The organism is Frankia sp. CgMI4 (assembly GCF_001756285.1).
Lineage (GTDB): Bacteria > Actinomycetota > Actinomycetes > Frankiales > Frankiaceae > Frankia > Frankia casuarinae.
In genome coordinates, this window is record NZ_MAQZ01000070.1 from 24,636 (window position 1) to 50,228 (window position 25,593).

Here is a 25,593-nt window from a genome sequence, read left to right on the forward strand (position 1 = left end):
CGGACCCCCGCTAGCCAGTTCCTGGCGAGGGGTCTCCCGTCCCTGCTGAGGGGTCTCCCGTCCCTGGTGGGGGGCCTCCGGTTCCCGGCGGGGGACCGTCGAGCGCGTCGAACAGCCGGCGGCCGAGGTTTGCCGCGGCGACGTTGCCCCGGTGCAGATACCGGGTGATGCCAGCCTCCAGGCTCTCGGCGGCGTCGTCCTTGCGGCCGGCCCGGTAGAGAACCTCGGCGCGGGACAGCAGCGCATGTCCCTGGCCGTCGACGTCGTCGGTGCGGCTGGCGAGATCGACGGCGGTGTCGGCGAACCGGAGGGCCTCGGCATCGCGGCCGCGCAGCGCCAGGAGCTTCGCGTGGACCCCGCACCATCCGGCCTGGGCCGGTAGCTGGTCGGCGGCGGCGGCGTCCCGACACCGGGTGACATACTTGCCCGCGTCGTCAACCTTGCCGAGCCGGACGAGAACGTCGGCGAGTGCCGCGGCCCGGTTGGCCAGGAACGCGCGTTCCCCCATCCGGGACAGCTGCCGGCAGCTTCGCCGCAGCTCCCGCTCGGCGACTGCCAGCTCGTCGGCGAGCAGCGCCACCCGGGCCACGACGAACCCGCCATGAAAGGGGTCGGTCCGCGGGGCGCGCAGGTCGTGAACGATCTCCTCGGTCGCCTTGAGATGGATCCGCGCGCCCTCCAGATCCCCCGACATGGCGGTGAGGACCGCGAGCTGGGCGAGCACGGCCCGACGCAGAGCCCGGTCGTCGCCGGCGGCGTCGAGGGCCTCGTTCGCCCGGGTGATCCCGACGGCGACCGGCCGGGGCCCCCAACTCATGAGCATGGTGAGCTCGCGGCGCAGCGACTGCGCGGCCCGGGGCACGCCGGACTCCTCCGCGTGCCGGACGGCGTTCTCCATCGCCCGCTCGGCCGCGGCGAACTGCCCGGCCGCCAGGTAGGCATTGGCCTGGCTACGGCAGGCGAGCGCCGCGCCGACCTCGTCGCCGGCCTGCACGAAGTTGGTCAGGCACACCGCGGCTTCGGTCAGCGTCCTGGCGACCAGGCCCTCCGGATCGGTGGAGAACAGCACCCGCAGGTACGCGAGCCGGGCGTGGGCCCGCAGGCCCTCCTCCCCGGCGCGCCGGGCCCGCTCGGTCACCTGGCGCAGGATGCGCTCGGCGTCGGAGAGCCGGCCGAACGAGTACAGCGCCCAGCCGAGGTCGATCTCGGCCCGTAGCCGCAGTGGGTCCGTCTCGGGCAGCAGGGTGATGGCCCGCTTGAGCAGCTGGGCCGCGCCGGTCTCGTCGCCCTGGCGCACCCGGTCCGCCGCCTCGATCAGACAGGTCGCCGCGGATCGGCCCAGCTCGATCGTCTCGGTGTCGCGCTGCCCGATCTCCACCCGGTAACGAAACGCCTGCTCCAGATGGTAGCCGACCAGTTCGTCGTGCTCACCGGGGCCACCCTCCAGCCGGGTCTGCAGCCACTGGGCGAACCGCTGGTGCAGATCGGCGCGCTGCCGTTTGGCGGTGGACTGGTAGGCGCAGTCGCGCAGCAGCACGTGCAGGAACCGAAACGCCTCGACGCCGGGCAGGTCGGACCGGTCCGGATGCACCAGTTCCTTGCGGACCAGGCTCAGACAGTGGGCGGCGACCATCGGCTGTTCGCTCGGGTCCGACAGGTCGATGACAGCGTCGAGGTAGAAGCGTTCCCCCACGATGGCGGCGCGTTCAAGGACCCGCCGTTCGGGCGGGTCGAGCCGGTCGAGCCGGGCCGCGAGCAGGGACGAGATGGTCGGCGGCACCGTCACGTTGCGCAGGCTGCCGGTGGCGATCCACCGGCTGCCCTCCCGGCGCAGCAGGCCGTCGTCGACGAGGGCCGCCACCATCTGCTCGACGAACAGTGGGTTGCCGGCCGCGGAGGTAGTGATCCGAGAGACGAGGGCCGGGTCGAGGTCGTCGGAGCCCATCAGGGTGCGGATCAGGCGCTGGCAGCGCGCCTCGGTCAGCGGCGCCAGCAGCATCGAGGTGGCGTTGAGCTTGCCGCCTCCCCAGTCCCGCCGCTCCTCCAGCAGTTCCGGGCGGGCCAGGCACAGCAGCATGATGGGGGCGTCGCGGGACCAGTCGGCGATGTTCTCCAGCAGGTCGAGCAGGGTCGGCTCGGCCCAGTGCACGTCGTCGAACCACAGGATCAGCGGGYGTCGGGCCGCCAGCGCCTGGAAGAAGGACCGGACGGCCCAGAAGCTTTCCTGCGGACCGAGTTCCGCGCCGCCCAGCCCCACCAGGGGCGCGAGCGCCTCGACGATCTCCGCCGCCTGGGTGACACCGTCGAGCAGTTCCCGCAGCCGACGCCGCCCGTCCGGGGCGCTCTCGTCAGCGGACAGACCAGTGGCCTGGCGCACCATCTCCATCAGCGGCCAGTAGGCGATGCCCTCGCCGTAGGACAGGCAACGCCCGGTGAGCACGGTCGCCCGGTTCGCCATGGCCGCGCAGAACTCGCCGACCATCCGGGACTTGCCGATGCCCGCCGGGCCCAGYACGGTGAACAGGTGGCAGGTGCGTTCCTCGACCACGGCCTCGAAGGCGTCCTGCAGCCGGCGGCGTTCCCGGTTACGCCCGATGACCGGGGCGGTGAAGCCGTGGGTCGGGGCCCGGCTGCCGGGACCCGCGGTCGGGTCTACCAGCCCGATCAACCGGTGCACCCGCAGYGGGTCGCGCTTGCCCTGGACGACCAGGGGGCCGAGCGGGCTTACCGTGACGCTGTGCCGGATGAAGCGGTAGGTGGTGTCCCCGATGAGGATCTCGTCGGGGGGAGCGGCGTGTTCCAGCCGGGAGGCGACGTTCACCGGATCGCCGGTGACRCCACCGCCTGCGACGGTCACCTCGCCGGTGTTGATCCCGATCCGCACCCGCAGTTTCAGGCCCCACTCGCGCTGCAGGTCGGCATTGAGCGCCTCCATCGCCGCCCGGATGTCGAGGGCGGCGCGAACCGCGCGCAGCGCGTCGTCCTCGTGCAGCACGGGAATGCCGAAGACGGCGAAGACGGCGTCGCCKATGAACTTCTCGACCGATCCGCCGTGGGTGTAGATCACTTCACGGACGGTGGTGAAGAACCGCCACATGACCTGCTGCAGCGGTTCGGAGTCGATTCTCTCGCCGATGTCGGTGGACCCGGTGATGTCCACGAACATGATCGTCACGGTCTTCCGGGCGCCRCTCCCCGGGGTGGGAAGGGGGTTCCCACATCCGGAGCAGAAGCGGGCCCGCTCGTGGTTGTCCTCCGCGCATGTCGGGYACGGCACCATGTGCCGGATGGTAGGCCGATCGCGACCCGATGCGGTGGGGGATGCGCGTACCCGACGCGCCTGAGGTGACCCATCCCACGCCGGTRCCACCGCCGGGTCCCGGCCGGGACGGCGCGACCCGGACGGCTCATCCRCCGGCGGCCAGCCTGGCGCGGTCATGACGGCAGCTCCCGCCGCACCGCGAGGAGCGCCGCCACCTGGGCCAACACTCCCCAGCCGACTACTCTCCAGCCGGCCGCGTTCACCTCGACCGCCCCGCAGCCACCGAAGACCAGCACACTGCCGGAACCAGGGGTGACCAGACTCAGCAGGATGCGCAGCGTCGTTGTCTTGCCGGAGCCGTTCGGCCGCAGAAAACCGGTGATGTTCCCTTCCCGCACCGTGAAACTCACGTCCCGGACGGCGCGCTGGGACCCGTATCGCTTGGCCAGATGGTCTATTTCAACGACGGCGGTGACGAGAGCCTCCCGGCGGAGGTCCGAGCGGGGCAATATCTACGGTAACCTGTCACCGTTCCAGATCCACCGGCGGCTGTCACCGCTGGCTGGGTCGCGGTCGCCGGCCGGGAGATCGGTACTTCCCGCGGGGGCTCCCCGAACCGCGATCCCCCGAGGAGTTTTCATGGACGCTCTCGCCTGCCTGATGACGCGCCGCACAGCGACCCGGCTCGTCGAACCCGGTCCGACGGTGGAGCAGATTATGATCATGCTTGGCGCCGCCACCACGGCGCCGGATCACAAGATGCTGCGGCCCTGGCGCTTCGTGGTTGTGCGGAGCGATGCCCGCGCCACCCTGGCTGCGGCGATCAAGCGGGCCGCCGAGGCCCTCGGCGGGTTGCCCGAGCCGGTCATCCGCAAGACCGCGGGCAAGGCCACCCGTTCCCCGGCGCTCATCGCCGTCGTCGCATCCCGTGTCGGTTCGAAGGTTCCGGTCGCCGAGCAGGACGCCTCGGCCGCGGCAGCGGCGCAGAACATCTGCCTGGCCGCGCACGCGCTCGGCGTCGCCTCGGCCTGGAAGTCGGTGCCGATGCAGGACAGCGCCGAGGTCCGGGGGGCGTTCGGGCTGACGTCGGACGAGGTGCTGGTCGGCTGGGTGGAGCTCGGGACCCAGGCGGACACCGCGCCGCTGCCGGCGCGGCCCGCCGTTCGGCTGGCCCAGGTCGCGACGGAGATGGAGGTCGACGGGACGCTGGTTCCCGTGGCGGCGGACGATCGGATCTCCCAGTTCGGGCAAGTGACCACGGTGTGAGCGGCAGGTTACCTAAGCTGGAACACAGGTCTTGAGATCGGGCGGCCTGGACCGGGGTATGACTCCGGCTCCCGAGGTGCGACGGGAGGTACGCCGTGTATGGCGGTCTTCGAGGCCGTGGTGGTCTTCGAGGCCGTGGCCGTCTCGGCCTGACCGTGGCYGGAGGGCTGCTGCTCGCGCTGGTCGTCGGATGCTCGGAGCCGGGGTCGAGTGGGTCYGGCGGCTCGGTCGCCCGGCCGGGCTCGGTGGTCACGCCGAGTGCGTCGTCTCAGGACCCGGGCGGCCCGGGCGCGCTCGGGACCTCCGCCGCGGCTGCGACGCCTGACGTCTCACGGGCGCCGGGCCCCTCCGGAACCTCCGCCGCCCCGGACGGTGTCGCGTCACTGCCGGTGCCGACTCCGCGAGCATCCTCCGTCTTCGTCGGAGAGGCCTGTTCCCCCGCCGAGGACACCTCGCCCGCGACCGCCGTCAACGGCCTTGTGCTGTTCTGCGCGCCCGTCGGCGGGACCGGCCCGGCCGGCATCGGTCGATGGTCCACGGAGCCGCCCGCCCCGGCTCCCGTGGTTCGGCCGGATGAGGGCGGGAACTGCGACCCCGAGGACGTCGGGCGCATCGTCCAGGACTCCGCCGGCCGCCCGGTGTCCTGCCTTCGGGACCCGACGGGCACCCTGACCTGGTCCGACATCTCCTGAACTACGTCGCCACGTCGCCACGTCGYCGGGATGATCAGCCGTTGCGGYGGGCCCGGCGGGTGGTGAGGGCCTCGGCGACGGACCAGAGAGCCGGCAGCACCAGGGCTCCGAAGACGGTCGCCCATGCCCACGGATGATCGGCCAGGTAGGGCACGACATCGTCGTGTAGCCAGGGGAAGAGCCGGTCATGGATCACCGGAACGACACCGGCCGCCGCGAACACCGCGATGAGCCCCGCTCCCACGACCGCCAGTCCTCCGGGCAGGTGCCGCCAGCCGGTAAGTCCGATCATCAGCAGGCCGATCAGGCCGACGACGATCCCCAGGCCGCCGACGATGCCCGAACCGGTCAGCCCGCCGGCCGTGCCGAGGCCGACCAGCGCTGTTCCCACCGCGATCGTCATCCGCCGCCGGCCGTGCGTGACATCCCGGATCATCTCGAAGGCGAGACGGGTGACGGTCCGGGCGAGGAACGCGACCGGCCGCAGGGGCCGTGGCAGCCGGCGGGTCGATGTGGCCCAGGCGACGACCACGGCCACGATCTGGGCCAGGGCGGTCACCAGAACCGGGCCCTGCGCCGCGTCGGTGATGCGCTCGTCCGAGACGCGGCAGGCCTCGAGTACCTTGTCCACCGCTCGCGGGGGCAGCGCGCCGGGCGTGACGGGGACGCCGCTGAGCCCGGGTGGCCGGGGCGGTCGGCGCGCCAGAGCCGAACTGTCGACGCCGGCAGGCCGGTGGGCACCGGTCTGTCCCGCGGCGATCCTGGCGGCCACGGCCGCGGCCAGCGAGATGACCTCGGCGCCGCGCGGCTCGTCCAGGTTCGGGGAGCCTGTCCCTTCCGGTACCGCCGAGGCCCCCGGTCCGGTCGTCGTCCCGGGCCGGCTCGGTTCCACGGTCAGGGCCCGGTCGACGGCGGCGAGGAAGTCGGCGGTGGGCCGCGGATCGACCCCGGCCTTGTTGTCGCGCCGCACCGCCTCGGCGACCCCCACCAGCTCCTTGGCCGCGATGTCCCGTTGGATGCCGGCGGCGACCCAGGTCGCCGTGACCGGAAGGTTCGGCGGCACGGGGGCGTCCGGATCGGTCAGAAAGCCAAGCTCGTCGAGTACCTCCCGCGGCGCCGGGATGCCGGCCACCTCGGTGAGATCGTCGACCAGATCCACCAGCCAGCCCCGGCGGGCCAGCGCCGCGGCGTGGGCGTGACCGGCGGGGACGGCGGTGTCCCGGCGGATCACGAGCCGGCGTGGATCCAGCATGATCCGGACCAGCCAGCCCGCACCGTCCAGCCGTCCCCACATCCAGTCGTTGGCCCGCCACGAGGACTTCGCRAAGGCGCCGAAGTTTCCCAGCTGCAGGCCTGTGACCTTCTCCTCGGCCAGTGCGCGGGCGGGATCGAGGCGGTTCGGTRGATCCGCGCTGATCTGGACGAGCTCAACCGGTTGGTCGAGGACCGCGGCGCCGGTGCTTCGTTCGACCAGGTGCACGTCGAGCACGGCGATCAGGGCGTCCGCGGGAGTCGACGGGAGGTACCCGACGAAGTCCGCGAGGGTCCGGGCCGCCACCGCCCGGCGCTGGCCGACGCTGAGACCCTCGGGCCTGGTCTCTGGTCCCGCCGGAGGCCGGGCCGCGGGGGACCGCCGGTCCACGAGATCGGTGAGCTCGGTCCGCAGGGTCTCGATCATCCGCTCCAGGGAGCGCCAGGCCCGGGTGAGCTCGTCCTGCCCCGCGTCGCCCTCCGGGTCGGTCCGCAACCAGCGGCGGGCAGCCTCGGCGATGACGTCGAGCAGCGGTGCCCCGGCCATCGCACCGAGGGTCTCGCTGACCGTCGTGAAGACGCCGGGCCGCAGGGCCGCGGTGGCTGTGGTGGCGGTGGTGTCGGTGTTCCGGATGGTGGCGTGCGATGCGCCGTGCACGGCCGCCGCGAGCCGGGCAAGTCGGATCCGGTCCGCCGGCTCGGGGGAGAGGACGTACCCTTCGTTGATCATGTTGATCAGTAGACCCTTGGCGGCGTCGAGCGCGGGTCGGCCCAGCCGCCACAGGTCGGCGAGGTCGGCCGTGGTCGGCAGCCGGTCGGGAAGCATCTGGATCACGGCGTTGACCGCGGCGTTCGTCATCCGGGCGGGTCCGGCCGCGTCGGTGCGCAGCGCTTCGGTGTCCGGGGGACGGGGCAGATCGAACCGACCACCGAGGACGCGCAGCAGCGCCTCGATCACCGGTGGGGCGATCTCCTCTGCCAGGCTGCGGCGGTAGGCGTCATAGACGCTCTCGTCCGCTAATCGGGGACCACCGGCCGGGGCGAGGCGCAGCAGCCGTCGCCGGTTCGCCCGCGTACCGCGTACGGCGCTGTTGTGGTCGCGCAGCGTCGCCAGATCTGTACCGATCGACTGGTTCAGCGCCGCGCCGAGCACCTGGAGAAGGGTGGGGATCACCGTGGGTGGCACAGGCAGGGCGGGCGGTGTGGACGTCCTGGTTGGTGCCGCCGGATTCGTTGGTGCCGCCGGATTCGTCGGTACCGGCATCCGCGGCGAGGGCACGACGTAGGCGAGCACGCGACGGACTTGGCGTTCGGCGGGCCGGTCGAAGATGGCCGCCAGCGCCGGTCCGATCGGGCGGTTGACCAGGATCCCGCCGTCCGATGCGTGGAATCCGTGGGAGGCGTTGACGTAGCGGGCCATGTCCGGGTGCGCGGCGTCGACGGCGTGCCCCACCGGCACGTAGGCCGGCTCGAAGGCGCCCGGAAAGGCGGAACTGGCCCGTGCGGCCAGGGCGAGACGGGGGACCGCGCCAGGGTCGGTCAGGTCCTGYGTGCCGAAGGCGAACAGGCCCCGGTGGTCGACGTCGTACATKGTGCCGCCGAGTGAGTCGGCGTGCTCGGCGACCTCGCCGCRCAGGATCGTCGTAGTGATGAAGACCGATGTCGGGCGGTCCATGCCGGCTCGGTCCATGCCGGCTCGGGCCGTCTCCCCCACCGCTGTCAAGGCGGTGTGCAGCGCGGGCAGCACGGCGGTGTCCCCGTGCAGCAGCGAGGGATACGTCTTCTCGTGGGGGGTGCGCATGAGCGCGTCAAACGAGCCGAGGGACAGCCACAGGTCCCGCAGCGGGGTGAGATCGGCGTGGTGGGTGTTCGCGTAGCCCAGCATGGCGGCGTTGATGCCACCGGCCGAGGTGCYGGCGAGTACGTCCACACTGACCTCGACGTCGAGGATGGTCGCCAGCCGGGCGTAACGGGCAGCGACGGCGGCGTCCGCGTCGTCGGCCCGGTCACGGTCCGGGCTGGTCGCAAGGTTGATCTCGGTGGCGACCCCGCCCATCCAGACGGCGAGGCTCGCGCCACCGGTCATGACGACCGCGAGCCGTACCTCCTGGGTGGCCGGGTCGCGCATGAGTGGCAAGAGTAGACGTGCCCGGCCCCGGGCCTTCCCCGTTTGTCGGAGAAAAGTTGGATCGCGACGACTTCTTCCCAGCCGCCACTCTTGTCAACGGGTTACTCGTGAGTAGCATGGGAACAACGTACTCACGAGTAGCTAGCCGGCATCGGCCGATCACGGTGTCCGGCGGTCCCGGGAAGGAGCCGTTGATGGGCCACTACCGGAGCAATCTGCGAGACATCGAGTTCAACCTGTTCGAGGTGTTCGGGGTCGATCGCACGCTCGGCACCGGTCCCTTCGGGGAGATGGACGCCGAGACCGCGCGCGAGGTGCTGGCCGAGCTCGATCACCTCGCCTCCGGACCCGTTGCCGAGTCCTTCACCGACGCCGACCGTCATCCACCGACCCTGGATCCGGCGACCGGGTCGGTGACCCTGCCGGAGTCGTTCAAGAAGTCCTACCAGGCCGTTCTGGACGGTGAGTGGTGGCGGCTCTACCTTCCGCCGCACCTGGGTGGGCTGGGTGCGTCTCCGACCGTCGCGTGGGCGGCCTCGGAGCTGCTGCTCGGAGCGAACCCGGCCATCTTCATGTACATGGCCGGGCCGACGTTCGCGGCGATCCTGCACCGGCTCGGCAACGAATGGCAGCGCCAGCTCGCCGAGTTCGCCATCGAACGGCACTGGGGCGCGACGATGGTGCTCAMCGAGCCGGACGCGGGTTCCGACGTCGGGGCCGGTCGTACCAGGGCGATCGAGCAGCCCGACGRCACCTGGCACATCGAGGGCGTGAAGCGGTTCATCACCAACGGGGACTGGGATGTCCCGGAGAACATCATCCACCTCGTGCTCGCCCGGCCGGAGGGGCACGGCCCGGGGAGTAAGGGCCTGTCGATGTTCGTGGTGCCGAAGTTCATGCCCGATCCGCGGACCGGCACGCCCGGCGCCCGTAACGGCGTCTACGTGACGAACATCGAGAAGAAGATGGGCCTGAAGGTCTCCGCCACCTGCGAGCTGCGGTTCGGTGAGCGGGCGCCGGCGGTCGGTTGGCTGGTCGGTGACGTCCACGAGGGCATCGCCCAGATGTTCCAGGTGATCGAGTACGCCCGGATGATGGTGGKCAGCAAGGCCATCGCCACGCTGTCCACCGGATATCTCAACGCGCTCGAGTTCGCCCGCACCCGCGTCCAGGGTGCGGACCTGGCCCGCGCGTCGGACAAGACGGCACCGCGTGTCACGATCATTCATCACCCGGATGTCCGCCGGATGCTGATGATGCAGAAGGTGTATGCGGAGGGCATGCGTTCACTGGTGCTCTACACCGCGACGTTCCAGGACCGGGTTGCGCTGGCCGGCGAGCGGGGGGAGGCCGACGAGCTCGCCGAACGCATCAACGACCTGCTGCTCCCGATCGTCAAGGGGGTCGGCTCCGAACGGTCCTACGAGCTGCTCGCCTCTTCACTGCAGATCCTCGGTGGTTCCGGGTACCTGCAGGACTATCCGATCGAGCAGTACATCCGCGATGCCAAGATCGACACTCTCTACGAGGGCACCACGTCGATCCAGGGCCAGGACCTGTTTTTCCGGAAAATCGTCCGGGACCAGGGGCAGGCGCTGGCCTCCGTGCTGGGCGAGATCCAGACGTTCGTGAAGGGCGAGGCCGGCAACGGCGCGCTGCGGGCGGAGCGGGAGGCGCTGKGGGTGGCCCTTGAGGACGTCCAGAGCATGGTGAATTCGCTGGTCGGGTTCCTCACCGGCGCCGCCGAGGAGGCCGCCGCGATCTACAAGGTCGGCCTGAATACGACGAGGCTGCTGATGAGCCTCGGTGACCTGATCATCGGATGGCTGCTCCTGCGCGGCGCCGAGGTAGCCCTGCGGACCCAGGATTCTCCGGCGTCCGCCGGGGCCCGGCCCGCTCGGGACGCCGCCTTTTACCAGGGCAAGGTGGCCGCCGCGCGCTGGTTCGCGGCCAATGTGCTACCGGAGTTGACGGCGCGCCGGGTAGCGCTGGAGTCCACCGGCCTCGGGCTCATGGAACTGCCGGAGGAGGCGTTCTGATGTTGCCGCGGCGGGGTTGCGTTCTTGCCGCGGAAGGGTATATGGACCGGTATGGGAATCCCGTTGAGTCTTTTACTCTTGGCCCTCGGCGCCATCCTCGCCTTCGCGRTCCGCTCCGAACCGTCCGGGCTCGACATCACGGCCGTGGGCATCATCCTGATGTGCGTCAGCGCCATTGGGCTCGGCCTCACCCTGTACCGCGACCAGTGGCGCAGGAAGATCGTCGAAGAGTCGGTCGAGAACGGCGTGCCCGCGCCCAGACCGCTCGATGACGRCATCATCGTCGACCCGTCCGCTCCGTTCGAGGCCCCGCACCGGCGCGAGCTGGGACTGACCCCCGAGGAGGATCGTCGGCTGAACCCCTCRCGCCATCCGGAGGCGACCTACGGTGACGGGCAGCCGGCCATCCACGTGCACGTCGAAGGGGACCACCCCCTGTCGCCGCACTGAACCGTGCTCGTTCACCGGTCCGCMTGCCCACCGCCCGGTCCGGTTCCCTGGACGGTCCGTGGGGACGGACCAGGGAACCCGGCCGGGCGCTCGTCCGCGGGGGCGAGCCGGGATGGTCGGTTCAGGAGGTGCGTAGCGGCGGGAACGCCTGATCGAGCTCGTTGCGCATGTCCCGCTTGAGGATGTCGTCGGYGTCCGAGGAGGACTGACCCTCGAGCAGAAACCGAGCCACTCGTAGGGTGAGGTCGACCCGCTCAGCCAGGTTGAGCGTGYCGGTGAACCGGCCGCTGGAGTTGGCGGAGGTCAGAACCTTGGCGACGAACTCGTCCGCGGCCTGCAGTGCCTCCACTCGCGTCATGGTTCCACCTCTTTGTGCCGGAAGCCGGTCAGAGGCGCAACCGTACCAGGGAGCGGAATCTGGGCCGTTGTGTGCCCCTCTTGCRTGCAGTGTGCCCGTTTGTGGCCAACTGGTGGATCCGATGAGTCGATCAGGACCAGGCGAGTGCCACCGTGGGATCGGTGATGACGGCACCCACGTCGGCGAGGACCGCGGAGCCCAGCGCGCCGTCGACGATGCGATGGTCGAACGAGAGTGCCAGCTGTACCACCGTACGCACGGTGAGCTGGCCCTCGTGCACCCAGGGCATCGGTCGGATCGAGCCGAGGGCGAGGATCGCCGCTTCGCCCGGGTTCAGGATCGGGGTGCCGATGTCGACGCCGAGGACGCCGACGTTGGTGATGGTGATCGTGCCGCCGCGCAGATCCGCGGGGCTGAGCCGGTCCGCCCTCGCCGCGGTGGTGAGGCCGGCCAGGGCGTGAGCCAGCCCGACGACGTCGAGCCGGCCGGCATCCGGGATGGTGGGCACGACGAGCCCACGCGGGCCCGCCACGGCGATGCCGAGGTTCACCCGGTCGTACACATGTATCTCCGGCCGGCCACCGTTCTCCGGCCGGCCACCGTTCTCCGGCCGGCCACCGCCCGCGTCCTCGACCCAGGATGAGTTGATCATCGGATGTCGGCGAACGGCGATGAGCAGGGCTCTGGCGACGAACAGCAATGGGGTGATCTTGATCCCGGTGAACTCCGGCAGCGCCGCGATCCGGTCCCGGGCGGCCATCGTCGCCGTCGCGTCGACGGTGAGGAACTCGGTGACATGCGGGGCAGCCGAGACGCTGGCGACCATCRCCTGCGCCATCGACCGCCGGATGCCGGTGACAGGCACGTGCCAGGTACGCGTCTCGGCGGAGAAGGTGGCCCCGGCGGGGATGACGCCGATCGGCGGGGCATCGCGCGTGGGCGGCGCCGCGAGGGGCGCGGTACGGGCGGCGGCACGCACCGCGGCCTCGACGTCGGCCCGGCTGATCGTGCCGTCCGGGCCGGTGCCGGCGAGGGATGCGAGGTCGACACCGAGGTCACGGGCGAGCTTGCGGACCGGCGGTTTGGCGAGCACCGGACCGGCTGTGTGGACCGGACCGGCTGTGTGGACCGGACCGGCTGTGTGGACCGGACCGGCTGTGTGGACCGGACCGGCTGTGTGGACCGGACCGGCTGTGTGGACCGGACCGGCTGTGTGGACCGGACCGGCTGTGTGGACCGGACCGGCTGTGTGGACCGGACCGGCTGTGTGGACCGGACCGGCTGGCGTAGGTGGTCGTCGAGGGCGGCGCCGGCGGCTCTCGGCCGTCCTCGGTCCATAGCCCACGAGGACGGGGGTGCGCTCGATGCTGCCAGCGTCCCGGGATGTCGGCAGGCTGTTCGCACCCGTCCCGTTCCCACCCGTCCCGTCGGCGTTGGTGTCGGTGTCGACGTAGGTGTCGGTGTCGGCGGTCTGGATGGTCAGCAGGGGTGCGCCGACCGCGAGGGTCGTTCCCTCGGCGCCGTGGGTCTCGACCAGGATCCCGGCGAACGGGCTGGGGACCTCGACGACYGCCTTCGCGGTCTCGACCTCGACGAGGGGCTGGTTCACCGTGACGGTGTCCCCGACCTGGGCAAGCCACCGGACGATGTCCGCCTCGGTCAGACCTTCGCCGAGGTCAGGGAGCCGGAACTGTCGCTGCGTCACGGTAACCCCAGTCAGATAGCCGGTTGGTCGGTCCTCATGCTTCTCAGTACGCTCAGTACGCGAAAGAACGGTCCACGGCGTCGAGGATGCGGTCGACGTCGGGGAGGTAGTGATCTTCGAGGCGGGCCGGGGGATACGGGGTGTCGAAGCCGGTGACCCGCAGGACCGGCGCCTCCAGGGAGTAGAACGCCCGCTCCGTCACCCGCGCGGCGACCTCGGCCGACACCGAGACGTTGGACGGTGCCTCATGGACCACGACCAGCCGGCCGGTCCGGCGTACCGAGTYGAGCACGGGTTCCAGGTCCAGGGGTGAGAGCGTCCGCAGGTCGATGACCTCCAGCGACCGGCTGTCGTCCGCCGCGCTGATCTCGGCGGCGTCGAGGCAGGTCCGTACGGTGGGGCCATAGCCGACGAGGGTCGCGTCCGTGCCGGTGCGCACGACCCGGCTGGCGTGCAGCTGGGTGAGCTCGCCCGCGGGCAGTTCGGCGAGGGGGCGCGGGTCGACCACGCCCTTCTCCCAGTACCGCCGTTTCGGTTCGAGGAAGATCACCGGATCGTCGGACCGGATGGCCTGCTGGATCATGTGATGGGCGTCGACCGGGTTCGAGCAGGCGACAACCTTCAGGCCGGCGGTGTGACAGAAGTACGCTTCCGGCGACTCACTGTGATGCTCGACGGCGCCGATCCCGCCGCCGAAGGGGATGCGGATCGTCACCGGCAGCCGGATCCGGCCGGCCGACCGGTAGTGCAGCTTCGCKAGCTGGCTGACGATCTGGTCGAACGCGGGATAGACGAACCCGTCGAACTGGATCTCACAGACCGGCCGGTAACCGCGCATGGCCAGCCCGATCGCCGTGCCGACGATCGCCGACTCGGCCAGCGGGGTGTCGATGACCCGGGCCTCGCCGAACTCCTGTTGCAGCCCGTCGGTCACCCGGAAGACCCCGCCGAGCTTGCCGACGTCCTCCCCCATGATCAAAACCTTGGGATCGGCTGCCATCGCCGAACGCAGCCCGAGGTTCAACGCCTTGGCCATGGTGACCGGGGCGCGGGCAACCCGCTCACCGACCTCGTCGGAGCGCTGCTCCCCGGCGACGACGGCCCCGCTGGTCACCGGTTCCCCTCGGGTACGCCCATCTCGTCCTCCACGCCGGGCCCCTCCACGTCGAACATGGCCGCCAACGCCGATCGCTGGGCCGTCACGAGTTCATTCTCAGCCACCTGCACATGGTCGAACAGGCTGGCCGGGATCGGATCCGGCAGCGCGACGCACTGCGCGCGCAGCTCGTGCGCGAAGGAGTCCGCCTCGATGGCCAGCTGCCGCAGACTCTCCTCGGTGAGCAGGCCCCGCGCCGTCAGGTAGGCGCGCATCCGGTCCAACGGATCACGCCGACGCCACATGTCCAGTTCACCCTTCGGACGGTAGCGGCTGGGATCGTCTGCCGTGGTGTGTGGATTCATCCGGTAGGTCACGGCCTCCACCAGCACCGGACCACGCCCGGCACGCGCGGTCGCCAGGGCCCACCGGGTCACCGCGAGACACGCCAGCACGTCGTTGCCGTCCACCCGCACGCCCGGGAAACCGAAGCCCGCGGCCCGGTGGACGATCTCGATCCGGCTCTGGCGCCGGGCAGGTGCCGAGATGGCCCACTGGTTGTTCTGGCAGAAGAACACCAGCGGGGCGGCGAACACGCTCGCCCATCCGAACGCCTCGCTGACATCGCCCTCGCTTGACGCCCCGTCACCGAAGTACGCAATGGCCGCGTCGTTGGTGCCGTCCCGGGCGATTCCCATCGCGTAGCCGGTGGCATGCAGTGCCTGCGAGCCCACGACGATCGAGTAGAGGGCGCACCCGTGGGTGCCCGGATCCCAGCCACCGAGCGTCGTGCCGCGATAGATCGCCAGGATTTCCCTCGGCCTGACTCCCCGGCACCAGGCCACCCCGTGTTCCCGGTACGACGGGAACACCATGTCGCCGGGCCTCAGCGCCCGGCCGGATCCGACTTGGGCCGCCTCCTGGCCCCGCAGGCTCGCCCACAGCCCCAGCTCGCCCTGGCGCTGCAGGCTGGTCGCCTCCTCATCGAACCGGCGGATGAACACCATGTCCCGATACAGCCCGTACAGGTCGTCGTCGGTCAGGTCGGCGATCTGGGCGGCCAGATCGACGGCTGTCCGGGGCGGGTCCGCTCCCGCGGCGTCCACCCCGCCGGCGYGGGCTCTGGAGKGATCGGGTCCCGGYGCGTCGGGTCCGGCTGCCGTCGTCGTGGACGCGGTGGTGATCCGGTGGCCGGTCGGGGTGAGCAGCTGCATGAGCTCCGTCACACTTGCCAACGATAGACCTTGGACGGACAGTGGCAACCGGATCCGGCGGTCCCGCCGTGACGAGTGACCATCGTTCCTGCTCGGTACGGTTGCGCGGTGACGAGTGCGCAGCACATGAGCCGCCCGCCGGCCCGGCGTGAGATCGGCAAGGTGGGGATCTGGAGTGGCCAGTTCGACTTCTCCCCGGCCGCGGTCGTCCGGGAGGCGGTCGCGGAACTCGACGATCTCGGTTATCCGACGTTGTGGACCGGTGAGGTCAAGGGGCGCGAGGTGCTGGTCACCGCCGCTCTGGCGCTCGCGGCCACCTCCCGGATGACGATCGCGACCGGGATCGCGCAGATCCTCGCCCGTAACCCGCTCACCATGACCGCCGGTCAGCTGGCCCTCGCCGAGGCGTACCCGGACCGGTTCCTGCTCKGGCTCGGGGTGTCCCACGCCGAGCTGATGCACATCCGGGGCGCCTMCTACACGCGCCCACTCGCCCAGATGGCGGCGTACCTCGACGAGATGGACCGGATGGCGGTCGAGCAGTACCGGGCCGTGCCACCGCCCGGTGTCCCGCCACGGGTGCTCGCCGCGCTCGGTCCGAAGATGCTCGGCCTCGCCCGGGACCGGGCCGACGGCGCCCACACCTATTTCGTGCCACCCGAGCACACCGCTGCCGCCCGGGACATCCTTGGGCCCGGCAAGCTGCTCGTCCCCGAGCAGGCGTTCGTCTTGCACACCGATCCGGAACAGGCCCGTGAGCTCGCCCGCCGGCACACCGGGTCCTATCTTCGGCTGCCGAACTACACGACGAACCTGCGGCGCTTCGGGTTCGACGACGACGATCTCGCCGGCTCGGGCTCGGACCGCCTGGTCGACACGATCGTCCCCTGGGGGGACGCGGACGTCCTGCTCGGGCGGATCAAGGAGCATCTCGACGCCGGGGCCGATCAGGTGGCCGTGCAGGTGCTTGACTTCGACCGCCGTGGGCTGCCGCGTCGGCAGTGGCGCGAACTGGCACCGGTGCTGTCGGCACTCTGACCTCGGACGGACCACGGCGGTCGAGTTCGGGATCATGGGAACGGTCGGGACGCGGCCGGTTTGCGAGTGGCTCGTCGTGGCGCGGTCGTCACGGAGGGGGAGCCTGGGGTGGAGCGGGGTGCAGTCAGCCGGCGTGTTCGGCGTGTTCGRCGTGTTCGGCGTGTTCGGCGTGTTCGGTGCAGACGCGGGCGCACGGCCGTCGCCGGTGGCGTCGCCGTCATCGTCGGATTCATGTTCGTGGCCTGCGCCGTGCCCTACGGCGAGGACCATCCGAGGCCGACGCCGACGACTCATGCCGATGGTGCCCCCGTCACCACCGGTCCCTCCGCCTCAGCCGCGGCCACCGGGGGAGCCGGGGGAGCCGGGGGAGYCGCCCCCGTCGGTGACGGCCCGCGGCGGCCGACGGGGCAGCCGGTCACCATCGCCTTCGGCGGCGACATCCACTTCGCGGGTGCTCCCGGTCAGCGGCTCGCCGCCGATCCGCGGACGGCGATCGGACCCATGTCGGCGGCCCTGAGCGCGGCCGATCTTGCGATCGCGAACCTGGAGACGGCGGTGACGGACCGTGGCACCGCGGCCCAGAAGGCGTATGTGTTCCGGGCTTCGCCCACCGCGTTCACCGCGGTACGGGCGGCCGGCATCGACGTTGTCACGATGGCCAACAACCACGGCATGGACTACGGCATCGAAGGCCTGCAGGATTCGCTGCGTTACGCTCGGGAGGCGCACTTCCCGCTCGTCGGCATCGGCGTGGACGACACCGCCGCGTACGCCCCGTACACGACGACGGTCAAGGGGCAGCGTATCGCCGTCCTCGGGGCCACCCAGGTGCTCGACGACGAGTTGATCGCGGCCTGGACGGCGGGTCCRCACAAGCCCGGCCTGGCATCGGCCAAGGAGGTCGATCGGCTGGTGCGAGCCGTGCGGGCCGTGCGGGCCGCGGCGGACACGGTCATCGTCTTCCTGCACTGGGGGACCGAGCAGCAGCAGTGCCCCAACGAGGCACAGCGCGCCCTGCTCCCCCGGCTGGCGGCCGCGGGCGCGGACGTCGTCATCGGGAGCCACGCCCACGTTCTGTTGGGCGCTGGATGGAACTCCGATGGAGTGTACGTCGGCTACGGGTTGGGGAACTTCGTGTTCTATTCCTCCGGCGCCGGCCGGAACACCGAGTCCGGGGTGCTGGAACTGACCGTCGCCGGCCGGGCGGTCACGGTCGCCGCCTGGCTACCCGCCCGGATCGTGGGGGGCATCCCCCAGCCGGTGACCGGTGCCGCGGGAGCCCGGGCCCTGGCGAGTTGGAACGCTCTGCGCGCCTGCACCGGCCTCTCGGCGACGGCACCCTGACCGACGGCTGCGCGCACTGTGCTCCGCCGCGCGCACTGTGCTCCGCCGCGCGCACTGTGCTCCGCCGGGAACCTCGCTCAGGTGGCTGGTCGGGCCGCGCAGATGGTGCAGGTGCCGTAGATCTCCACGGTGTGCACGACGTCGACGAATCCCTCGGCGTTGGCGACCTTGGCGGTCCACGCCTCGATCTCCGGTCCGGCGATCTCCACCGTCCGGCCGCAGGAGCGGCAGACAAGGTGATGGTGATGGTCGTCGGAGGCACAGCGCCGGTAGACCGTCTCACCGTCGTCCCGGCGGATCATGTCGACCTCGCCGCGGTCGGCCAGCACCTGCAGATGGCGGTACACTGTCGTGAGCCCGACCGCGGCGCCCTGCGCCCGTAGCCGGGCGTGCAGATCCTGGGCGCTGGTAAAGGCGTCGGTCTCGGCAAGCGCGGCGGAGACGGCGTCGCCCTGCCGGGTGGCACGCACGGCCGTCCCCCGGCTCGGCGCCGGACGGCGCTCCACCGTCTCATCCCGATGGTTGCAGGGGTCGCGGGCCGGCCGRCCCGCGCCGGCCGACCTGGTGTCGTTCCCCGCGGTGCTCACGTTGCTCCCTTCGCCGCCGTTCAGGCTGTCTGGTCGGTTCAGTCTGTTGCCGGAGGCGCCCTTACCGTCCGTGCCTCTCATCCCGACTGTGCCGTCCGTCCCGCCCGGGGTGCGCGCCAGCCGTGGGGTCGGCTCGGACCCATGAGCTTCTTGGGGTGTACGGGCCACGTTCTCACTTTCTCATCTCCTCGTCGCGCTGGGCGTGCCTGTCGATGGGAATGGGCACGCGTCCGTTTGTCATTATTGAAAATGGTTTTCATCTCGGAGGCGCTGGGTGTGGCACGACTCCGCCGGTGGCGAGCAGTACCGGCGTTTCGTCTCGATCGGAGCGCAGGTGCTCAACCAGAAACCCGAACTCGCCAACTGCTGACGGCCGCACGCTGACGGTCGCACCCACCGATGATCTGCAACACTCCGAGGCATAACCTTCGCCCAGAGTAGATCCAGGACGGAGGGATGCATGGCGGGGCGTAGCGGCCGACCTGGGTGGTTGCGGGAACCGGATCCGCTCCAGAACCCCCTCGGTAGTCGGCTCGCCATCCTCGGCGCGATCGTGTTGGTGATCGGCGGGGGAGCGGCGACCCTGGCGGGCGGTGCGGATCCGGCGTCCGGGCTGCCCACGTCCACCGCTGGCGATTCTGTGTCCACCGCGAACGATTCTGTGTCCACCGCTGGCGATTCTGTGTCCACCGCTGGCGATTCTGTGTCCACCGCTGGCGATTCTGTGTCCACCGCGAACGATTCTGTGTCCACCGCTGGCGATTCTGTGTCCACCGCGAACGACTCTGCCGAGCTGGCCTCCTGGTACCACGGCAGCGAGGGTCTGCGGGCCCGGGTCGCCACGGACGTCGCGGCGGCCCGGGCGTATCTGGCCGCCCAGGACGGCGCTTCCCTGCAGCCCGTCTGTGTCTCCCTCGGCACCGACACGCAGGCGGCGCTGACCGCGCCGGTGCCGCCGACCGTGGCCGCGCAGGCGCGGTTCGATGCCGGCGGCAGGGACTACGCCGCCGCTGCGGCGTCCTGCAAGCAGCTCTTCGATGGCACCCGGATCCAGGTCGGCGTGCTGCAGCAGCGCATCGCGGCGTCGTTGGCGGACGGTGACCGGGAATGGGGGGCACTGGCCGCTCTCATCGGACAGCCGATGGCGACCGCGAGTCCCCCCGCGGCGTCGGGGCGCAGCGGGTGAGGCCGTGCAGGGTGCCGGTGAGCGGAAAGGTCCGGATCTCTTGCTCACACCATCCGGCCTGCCGCAGGGACGCGAGTTCGGCGGCCGTGCCCCGGAGGTCGTAGGCGAGGATGAACAGCAGGATCCGGTTCGGCGGTTGCGGGCGGCTGCGGATCGCGCTGTCCGCGCCGTCCGCGCCGTCCTTCCCGATCACGCTCAGGAAGGTCGTCGCCGATCGGGGTACCCGGGGCCCGACCGGCGGTTCCCCGGACGATGCGTCGTCGCTGAGGTCCATGGCGTAGAGCCAGCCCGCCCGTGCCAGTCGGCCGCCGACGATGACGAGATCGCCCGCCCGATACTCGGCGCGGGCGGCGATCGTCGCGTCGACCATGGCCTCGATCGGACGGGGATCGTGGCGTTCGTCCCATAGCGTGACGGTCCCGCCGACCGCGCAGACCGGCATCACCGCCAGCGCGATCAGGCCGACGGCCGCGGGAAGCCGCGCCGGCCCAACCAGCCTGGCTGTCTGGGCCGTGCGGGCCAGGTCGGCGACGCCGACCGCGACGATGATGGTGAGCAACGGAACCAGAAACAGGTTGGTCCGACAGGCCCCGAAGGGCCAGTAGCGTCCGGCGCTGGCCGCGAGTTGGAGCAGTTCGGCGCCGACCAAGGCGACGATAAGGATCATCCCGTCGGGGCGCCGGCGCAGTACCCGGACTCCGAGCGCCAGCGCAACCGCCGTGGYCGTCCCGACGAGCAGCGTCGGGAGGCGATGCCCCTCGAGGAGGGAGTGCACCAGATTGGGGTCATAACGGTCGATCCCGGGCGGGACGCCACCGAGAATCGCGCCGGTCTGTTCGAGCGTGAACCGCAGGCCGCCAAGGATCCCTCGACCGGCGAGGAAGTGATCGTCCCAGAAATGGCTCGCCCGTTGGCTGGACTGGTGCGCCACAAAGATCATCATGTGGGTGCCGGTCAGGAGGAGGGCGGGGCCCACCCGTCCGGCGGTGCGCACCACGGTGCGTCGGGGCACCGCGCGGACCAGGTCGTAGCCAGCGAGGGGAACCAGCAGAAACACCGCTGGCAGCGACAGCAGCGCCAGCGCCCCGGCCGCGGTCCGGCGTGGGAGCGTGGCCTGTCCCGTCCACAGCGCGACCACCGCGAGGGTGACCACCGCATCGAGGACGTAGGGCTTGAGCTGCGTGCCGGTGTCGACGACGGTGCCGGCGAGGGCGGTCGTCACCGTGGCGGCCACGGCCGGTACCCGGCCGGTGAACCGCCGCGCGAGCAGGAAGCCGCCCGTAGCGAGAAGYGGTAGCCAGATTCCCGCTCCGACGAGCCGGAGCGACCAGCTGTGCCAGCCGAGGATGGTCCCGGTCAGCCGGGTCAGTGCCAGTGAGCCGACCGAGGACGGGGTGTTGGCCGCCGTCAGCTCCGACCAGAACGTCGGCCACGGTTCCCCCGCGAAGTGCGGGCGCCACAGCTCGTCGTACCAGAGCGGACGATCGATCCGGGCTCGCAGCGCGATCTGCACCCCGATCGTGGCGGCGACCAGTAGACCCACGAGCAGGACGTCGCCATGCCGTTTTTCCACAGGTTGTCCACAGGACACTGGCGTCCTGTGGACAACCTCCCCGATGGTGTCGATTGCTCCGTCAGTTCCGTCGTTGGGAGGGGCACTGTTGTTGGGAGGGGCGTTTGTAGGAGGCCAGGAAGCGATCGATCCGGCCGATGGCGTCCGTGAGATCGTCCACCGCGGGCAGGGTCACGATCCGGACATGGTCGGGATGCGGCCAGTTGAAGCCGCTGCCCTGGACGAGCAGGATCTTCTCGGCCAACAGCAGATCGAGGACGAAGCGCTCGTCGTCCCGGATCGGGTAGACGGCGGGGTCCAGCCGGGGGAAGGCGTACAGCGCCCCCCGCGGCGGGACGCACGACACCCCGGGGATGTCGTTGAGGAGCTTCACGACCGTGTCTCGTTGTTCGCGCAGCCGGCCGCCGGGCAGGACGAGGTCCCCTGCRCCGCCGTCCTCCGTGAGGGCGGCGACCGTGGCGAACTGCCCGGGCGCGTTGGCGCACAGGCGCATGTTCGCGAGGATGTTCACTCCCTCGATGTAGCTCGAGGCGTGGCCGCGCGGACYGGACATCACCATCCACCCGGCCCGGAACCCGGCCAGCCGATARGACTTCGACAGCCCGTTGAAGGTCATGCAGACCAGGTCCGGCGCGAGCGCTGCGGTCGCGATGTGCTCGGCGTCCTCGTAGAGGATCCGGTCGTAGATCTCATCGGACAGCAGCATCAGGTGGTGGCGGCGGGCGACCTCGACGATGTTCTCCAGCACCTGCCGGTCGTAGACGGCACCAGTCGGGTTGTTCGGGTTGATGACGACGATCGCTCGTGTCCGCGGGGTGACCTTGGCGGCGATGTCGTCGAGGTCGGGCGCCCAGCCGGCGGACTCGTCGCAGAGGTAGTGCACGGGCCGGCCACCGCACAGGCTGACCACGGCCGTCCACAGTGGATAGTCGGGCGCGGGGAGCAGCACCTCGTCGCCGTTGTTGAGCAACGCCTGCAACGACATCATGATCAGTTCGGAGACGCCGTTGCCGAGGTAGACCCCGCCGGGGTCGATGCCGGTGACCCCCTTGCGGAGGTGATRGCGCACGACCGCTTCCCGGGCGGCGAGTAGTCCCTTGGAGTCGCTGTAACCCTGTGCATCCRCAAGGTTTGCCACGACGGCCTCGAGTACCTCCGGCGGTGCGGAGAAGCCGAACGGCGCGGGATTGCCGATGTTCAGCTTGAGGATGYGCGACCCCGCAGCTTCCAGCCGGGTCGCTTCGTCGAGGACAGGCCCACGGACGTCGTAGCAGACGTCGGCGAGCTTGTCGGACTGGGTGAACTCCATCTGCCCAGGGTAGGTGGGCTGTCCAGCGGATTTTCGACCGGTCGGCGGCGTGCCGGCGAGTTCACCCCGAGGGAGTGACTCCGAACTCGACGGTTGCGTGCTCGTCCGGCCTGATCGGCTGATCCCTGTCCGGTCACCGAGAGCCGTGCCGCTCCTTGGCACGAAGATTGACGATATTCGCCTTGAGATCGATCGTATCGATGAGACCGATCTTGACCTGTGATGGAGCTGGAGTCACCTGCACTCCGGTCACCTGCACTCCGGCAATCTTGTCACCGGTCGCCGCAGGTTTCCCGTGCCGGGCAAGCTGCGGCATCTGGTGAGATCAGGTGAATACGCACTGATCAGATCCGGTTCGGCAAGCGCACACGTGGAGAGGTCGATGCGTCGACCGGCGTCTGGAGGCGGGCAGAGCACGACGTCGTCCATGGAATCTCCTTGGCATCAGGTTAAGCTTACTTAAGTCATGCCTGGCTGTGAGATCGGGAGAAGGGGTGCCAGCTGGGGGCATCTGACCTGCAGCCGTGGTCCGGGTGTCCACGCGGCTCGATGCTGCGGGGCCACCGGGGTCTTATAGGAGGGGCGGGGATTCTAGGCTGTCGTGGTCGGAGAATGTCTCGCCCTCGAGGAGGAGGTGCCGGTGATCTTCAGATTGGTCGGAGACGGTCGCCCGTACCCCGAGCACGGCCTTGGCCAGCGGGACTGGGCGGCCATTCCCCCTCGCCAGGTTCGGCTTGACCAGCTCGTCACCACCAAGCGAGTGCTCGCACTCGATGTTCTCCTCGATGAGGACTCGACCTTCTACGGTGACCTCTTCCCTCACGTCGTCGAGTGGGACGGAGCCCTCTACCTGGAGGATGGCCTGCACCGTGCTGTACGGGCCGCGCTGCAGCAGCGCACGTCCATACACGCCCGCGTCTACGTTCTGACCGGCCCGGCCCTGACCGGTCCGGCTCAGTCGTCGGCGGCGCGGTAGATGACGAAGACGTCCTTGCCGACCCTGGCGAAGAGGTAGCGCGGACAGTCTGATGTCGGACGGTACGCCATGATCGGGCGGAACACCGGTGACCGSCTGACCTCCTTGAGGCTGCCACCTGCCATCTGGCGTGCACGGCTTCCTGCGATGTCCAGCTCGTCTGAACGCTTGTACCATCCGCCGCAGTAGCGGATCTCGTCCGGTCGTGATGTCCACGCGGGGGTGCGGAAGAACCACATCAGATACACCGTCCGCATCAGCAGCACAAGCAGCAGGATGATGAACAGGGCTCGGATGAAGTTCCCAGCTCGTCCGGGCGCGAGGATGGGGCTCACAAGGTTGGGAGCCTACGGGCATCCCGTTCGTAGCTGAGCATCGGCTCTCGTGTCCCCCCCCCCCCCATCGGGTCGCGGTACGCCGAGGCAGACATTTGGATCATGTCCATACCCCCTGGGGGTAATTCAGGCTACTCGTCTTGTCGGGACGGTCTCAGCTGGCGCGGCTGAGGTGTTATCGCTGAGGAGCTCCAACAGATCCGGACCCAGATGCAGCCGTGGCGCCTGCTGCATCAGCGTTCCGTCACGATGGCGGGCGACAATCGAACCGTCGCGTCCGCGCTGCAGAACAATCCGCCTTTCATGAATAGTCCGATGATGAAGGGAGCAGATCAGAACGAGATTATCAAGATCTGTATTTCCGCCTCCGGATGCCCATTCCTTCATATGATGTACCTGGAGCCAGCGGGTATGATGGCAGCCCGGATACTGGCATACCCCTCGGTCGCGTGCATAAATTGCTAGCCGCAATCTCGTGGTTGGGTTTCGGCGGGTGCGACCCAGCATGAGAGGGTTTCCCTTGGAGTCTATAATAAGTGTCCGAAGGAGGCTGTCGCAGGACAGTCTTCGAACGACGTTCGGTAGAACGGGGATATGGTCCTTCRTATCACACCTTCGGGTATTCAGTCCATTCCCTTCATGTCGCTGGAGGGGGRATCCATGGTTCTCTCGGCTTGAACCGATAAGTGTATCAATATCTATGTGTACATTTATCGTGTGAGATGTGGAGCTCATCAGCGTGGGAGCGCCGGTGGAGAGGAAAGATTMGGACATAGCCGTCAAGGCATCGGCTTTCATCTCAGGACCTGCGTGTGTTATCGAGGTGTCATTGATCGAGCCCTCGGCATCGGATGTCGTGGAAGAATCTTCCCGGTTAGAGTCTCGGGAGTCGTGCAGGCTTGACATGGCCATGACGAGAGCGCTCTCAATGATCGCACCACGGGCTGGATCGAGGCGGACGGACAGTGAAAATGTTCCATCTTCGTTCCACCGCCAAGAGCACCGCGTATTGTTCGGGCCATCTTCGTCGCGCCCCCCGTTCTCATCTTTTTGATCATGATTGATTTTGGCATGCAAGGACACGAGTCTCTCGAGCTTCTGCGCTGTGCACTGTGCGGCCTGCTCAACCCACCTTGCTTCCGTCTCCGGCTCGGCGACACGTGTTATAGCCCGAACCTTTGAATAGGAGATCTCTCCTTTGGAGAAGGACTCGCGAATGAGGGGAAGGAGTTCTAGTGCTCGGGCGACTCGAAGGTAGTCGTAGCTGGCGCGAAGTCCGAGTCCGCACCGCCAGGACAACCAGTGCGCGCAGGTCGGCATGCCGCTGGCGGACCAACCTTTGCGGCGATCGAAGGCAGCGAGCAGAATCAGCCAACGGCAGGTGGCGGCAGCCAGTCGACCCGCCCAGCTGCAGAGTTCCGTCTCGAGGGCARGGAGGGGAACCGTCTCCAGATCTTTACCGAACATGTGTTCGATTATGGCGCGCGATGGGACCATCGTCAACCGCGTCTGGTGGGCGAACCATCTCAGCGTAGATCGCGTTATAGATCGTCAGCGGGGGCGACATCGAGAATTCTGTTTGCTTGAGGATGCGGTCGCCACAGCCGCAAGTCATGCGCTGTTCCGCGGTGCGGTCTTCCTCGACGGGCGTAGGGGTTGACGCCGTGGCGAGTGTGACGCAGAATCGACCATGTGTTCGGTTGGCTCCTGTCATCCTTTCAAGTGCGCGGGATTTCAAGTACGCGAGCACAGCCAGAACACGGTGATGATCTTCCGTGAGAGGT

General features: G+C 69.6%; 22 protein-coding genes. 9 read left to right on the forward strand and 13 right to left on the reverse strand.

The features are described from left to right. Positions 1–10: 10 nt before the first annotated feature. Both Manayef4_RS11760 and Manayef4_RS11765 read right to left on the reverse strand, forming a co-directional pair. Entirely contained in the window at positions 11–3,280 is a 3,270-nt protein-coding gene (locus Manayef4_RS11760) for an adenylate/guanylate cyclase domain-containing protein (protein ID WP_254665603.1), read from the reverse strand. Between the two features lie 155 nt (positions 3,281–3,435). Beyond that, complete coding sequence (locus tag Manayef4_RS11765) at positions 3,436–3,771, reverse strand: ATP-binding cassette domain-containing protein (RefSeq protein ID WP_011434525.1); 336 nt, start codon at positions 3,769–3,771, stop codon at positions 3,436–3,438. Positions 3,772–3,901: 130 nt separating this feature from the next. On the opposite strand from Manayef4_RS11765, the gene Manayef4_RS11770 reads away from it, so the two are divergent. Together Manayef4_RS11770 and Manayef4_RS11775 are read left to right on the forward strand one after the other, a co-directional pair. Continuing rightward, the gene (locus Manayef4_RS11770; RefSeq protein WP_011434526.1) at positions 3,902–4,528 is read left to right on the forward strand and encodes a nitroreductase; all 627 of its coding nucleotides are present in this window, start codon (positions 3,902–3,904) and stop codon (positions 4,526–4,528) included. Positions 4,529–4,683: 155 nt separating this feature from the next. Continuing rightward, positions 4,684–5,220 (forward strand): hypothetical protein, encoded by a 537-nt coding sequence (locus tag Manayef4_RS11775; RefSeq protein ID WP_049760795.1) that lies wholly within the window; start codon positions 4,684–4,686, stop codon positions 5,218–5,220. Positions 5,221–5,254: 34 nt separating this feature from the next. On the opposite strand, the gene Manayef4_RS11780 is transcribed toward Manayef4_RS11775, so the two are convergent. Then, on the reverse strand, positions 5,255–8,599 hold the full coding sequence (locus Manayef4_RS11780; RefSeq protein ID WP_070131617.1) for a patatin-like protein: 3,345 nt from the start codon (positions 8,597–8,599) through the stop codon (positions 5,255–5,257). A gap of 194 nt (positions 8,600–8,793) precedes the next feature. Here Manayef4_RS11780 and Manayef4_RS11785 point away from each other — a divergent pair, with 194 nt between their 5' ends. Together Manayef4_RS11785 and Manayef4_RS11790 are read left to right on the forward strand one after the other, a co-directional pair. Continuing rightward, entirely contained in the window at positions 8,794–10,638 is a 1,845-nt protein-coding gene (locus Manayef4_RS11785) for an acyl-CoA dehydrogenase (RefSeq protein ID WP_070131661.1), read from the forward strand. A gap of 63 nt (positions 10,639–10,701) precedes the next feature. Continuing rightward, positions 10,702–11,088 carry a hypothetical protein gene (locus tag Manayef4_RS11790; RefSeq protein WP_254665604.1) on the forward strand — a complete coding sequence of 129 codons (387 nt, stop codon included), beginning with the start codon at positions 10,702–10,704 and terminating at the stop codon, positions 11,086–11,088. Positions 11,089–11,209: 121 nt separating this feature from the next. Here Manayef4_RS11790 and Manayef4_RS11795 read toward each other — a convergent pair whose 3' ends face one another. From Manayef4_RS11795 to pdhA, 4 genes are all read right to left on the reverse strand, one after another. Beyond that, entirely contained in the window at positions 11,210–11,446 is a 237-nt protein-coding gene (locus tag Manayef4_RS11795; RefSeq protein ID WP_070131621.1) for a hypothetical protein, read from the reverse strand. 130 nt (positions 11,447–11,576) lie between these two features. Beyond that, entirely contained in the window at positions 11,577–13,151 is a 1,575-nt protein-coding gene (locus tag Manayef4_RS11800) for a dihydrolipoamide acetyltransferase family protein (protein ID WP_070131623.1), read from the reverse strand. A gap of 52 nt (positions 13,152–13,203) precedes the next feature. After that, positions 13,204–14,265, reverse strand: a complete 1,062-nt coding sequence (locus tag Manayef4_RS11805) for an alpha-ketoacid dehydrogenase subunit beta (RefSeq protein WP_083282409.1) — start codon at positions 14,263–14,265, stop codon at positions 13,204–13,206. Beyond that, complete coding sequence (gene pdhA / locus Manayef4_RS11810) at positions 14,262–15,461, reverse strand: pyruvate dehydrogenase (acetyl-transferring) E1 component subunit alpha (RefSeq protein WP_070131663.1); 1,200 nt, start codon at positions 15,459–15,461, stop codon at positions 14,262–14,264. The genes Manayef4_RS11805 and pdhA overlap by 4 nt, the downstream gene beginning before the upstream one ends. 126 nt (positions 15,462–15,587) lie before the next feature. Here pdhA and Manayef4_RS11815 point away from each other — a divergent pair, with 126 nt between their 5' ends. After that, positions 15,588–16,499 carry an LLM class F420-dependent oxidoreductase gene (locus Manayef4_RS11815; protein WP_070131625.1) on the forward strand — a complete coding sequence of 304 codons (912 nt, stop codon included), beginning with the start codon at positions 15,588–15,590 and terminating at the stop codon, positions 16,497–16,499. Between the two features lie 231 nt (positions 16,500–16,730). Next, complete coding sequence (locus Manayef4_RS11820) at positions 16,731–17,843, forward strand: CapA family protein (RefSeq protein ID WP_254665605.1); 1,113 nt, start codon at positions 16,731–16,733, stop codon at positions 17,841–17,843. A gap of 77 nt (positions 17,844–17,920) precedes the next feature. Here Manayef4_RS11820 and Manayef4_RS11825 read toward each other — a convergent pair whose 3' ends face one another. Next, positions 17,921–18,349: a Fur family transcriptional regulator gene (locus Manayef4_RS11825; protein ID WP_011434537.1), complete on the reverse strand. Its 429-nt coding sequence runs from the start codon at positions 18,347–18,349 to the stop codon at positions 17,921–17,923. A gap of 355 nt (positions 18,350–18,704) precedes the next feature. Between Manayef4_RS11825 and Manayef4_RS26670 the strand changes: the two genes are divergently transcribed. Continuing rightward, a complete protein-coding gene (locus tag Manayef4_RS26670) occupies positions 18,705–18,800 on the forward strand; it encodes a hypothetical protein (protein ID WP_023840601.1) in 96 nt (31 codons plus the stop codon). Between the two features lie 90 nt (positions 18,801–18,890). Further along, positions 18,891–19,616 (forward strand): hypothetical protein, encoded by a 726-nt coding sequence (locus tag Manayef4_RS11830; RefSeq protein ID WP_070131626.1) that lies wholly within the window; start codon positions 18,891–18,893, stop codon positions 19,614–19,616. Here the strand turns inward: Manayef4_RS11830 and Manayef4_RS11835 are convergent. The 3 genes from Manayef4_RS11835 to Manayef4_RS11845 all read right to left on the reverse strand — a co-directional run bounded on the left by Manayef4_RS11835 (position 19,558) and on the right by Manayef4_RS11845 (position 22,814). Beyond that, a complete protein-coding gene (locus Manayef4_RS11835) occupies positions 19,558–21,189 on the reverse strand; it encodes a hypothetical protein (RefSeq protein ID WP_254665606.1) in 1,632 nt (543 codons plus the stop codon). The two genes, Manayef4_RS11830 and Manayef4_RS11835, sit on opposite strands and share 59 nt — an antisense overlap. Positions 21,190–21,250: 61 nt before the next feature. After that, positions 21,251–22,498, reverse strand: a complete 1,248-nt coding sequence (locus Manayef4_RS11840; protein WP_070131628.1) for a pyridoxal phosphate-dependent aminotransferase — start codon at positions 22,496–22,498, stop codon at positions 21,251–21,253. Between the two features lie 133 nt (positions 22,499–22,631). Then, positions 22,632–22,814, reverse strand: coding sequence for a hypothetical protein (locus Manayef4_RS11845; RefSeq protein ID WP_035910939.1), 183 nt, complete (start codon positions 22,812–22,814; stop codon positions 22,632–22,634). Positions 22,815–23,138: 324 nt separating this feature from the next. Here Manayef4_RS11845 and Manayef4_RS11850 point away from each other — a divergent pair, with 324 nt between their 5' ends. Beyond that, entirely contained in the window at positions 23,139–23,474 is a 336-nt protein-coding gene (locus tag Manayef4_RS11850) for a type II toxin-antitoxin system VapB family antitoxin (protein WP_035729259.1), read from the forward strand. On the opposite strand, the gene Manayef4_RS11855 is transcribed toward Manayef4_RS11850, so the two are convergent. Further along, positions 23,453–23,809 (reverse strand): hypothetical protein, encoded by a 357-nt coding sequence (locus tag Manayef4_RS11855; RefSeq protein WP_070131629.1) that lies wholly within the window; start codon positions 23,807–23,809, stop codon positions 23,453–23,455. The genes Manayef4_RS11850 and Manayef4_RS11855 overlap by 22 nt on opposite strands. Positions 23,810–23,935: 126 nt before the next feature. Further along, entirely contained in the window at positions 23,936–25,306 is a 1,371-nt protein-coding gene (locus Manayef4_RS22925; protein WP_349257441.1) for a DUF222 domain-containing protein, read from the reverse strand. Positions 25,307–25,593: the final 287 nt, after the last annotated feature.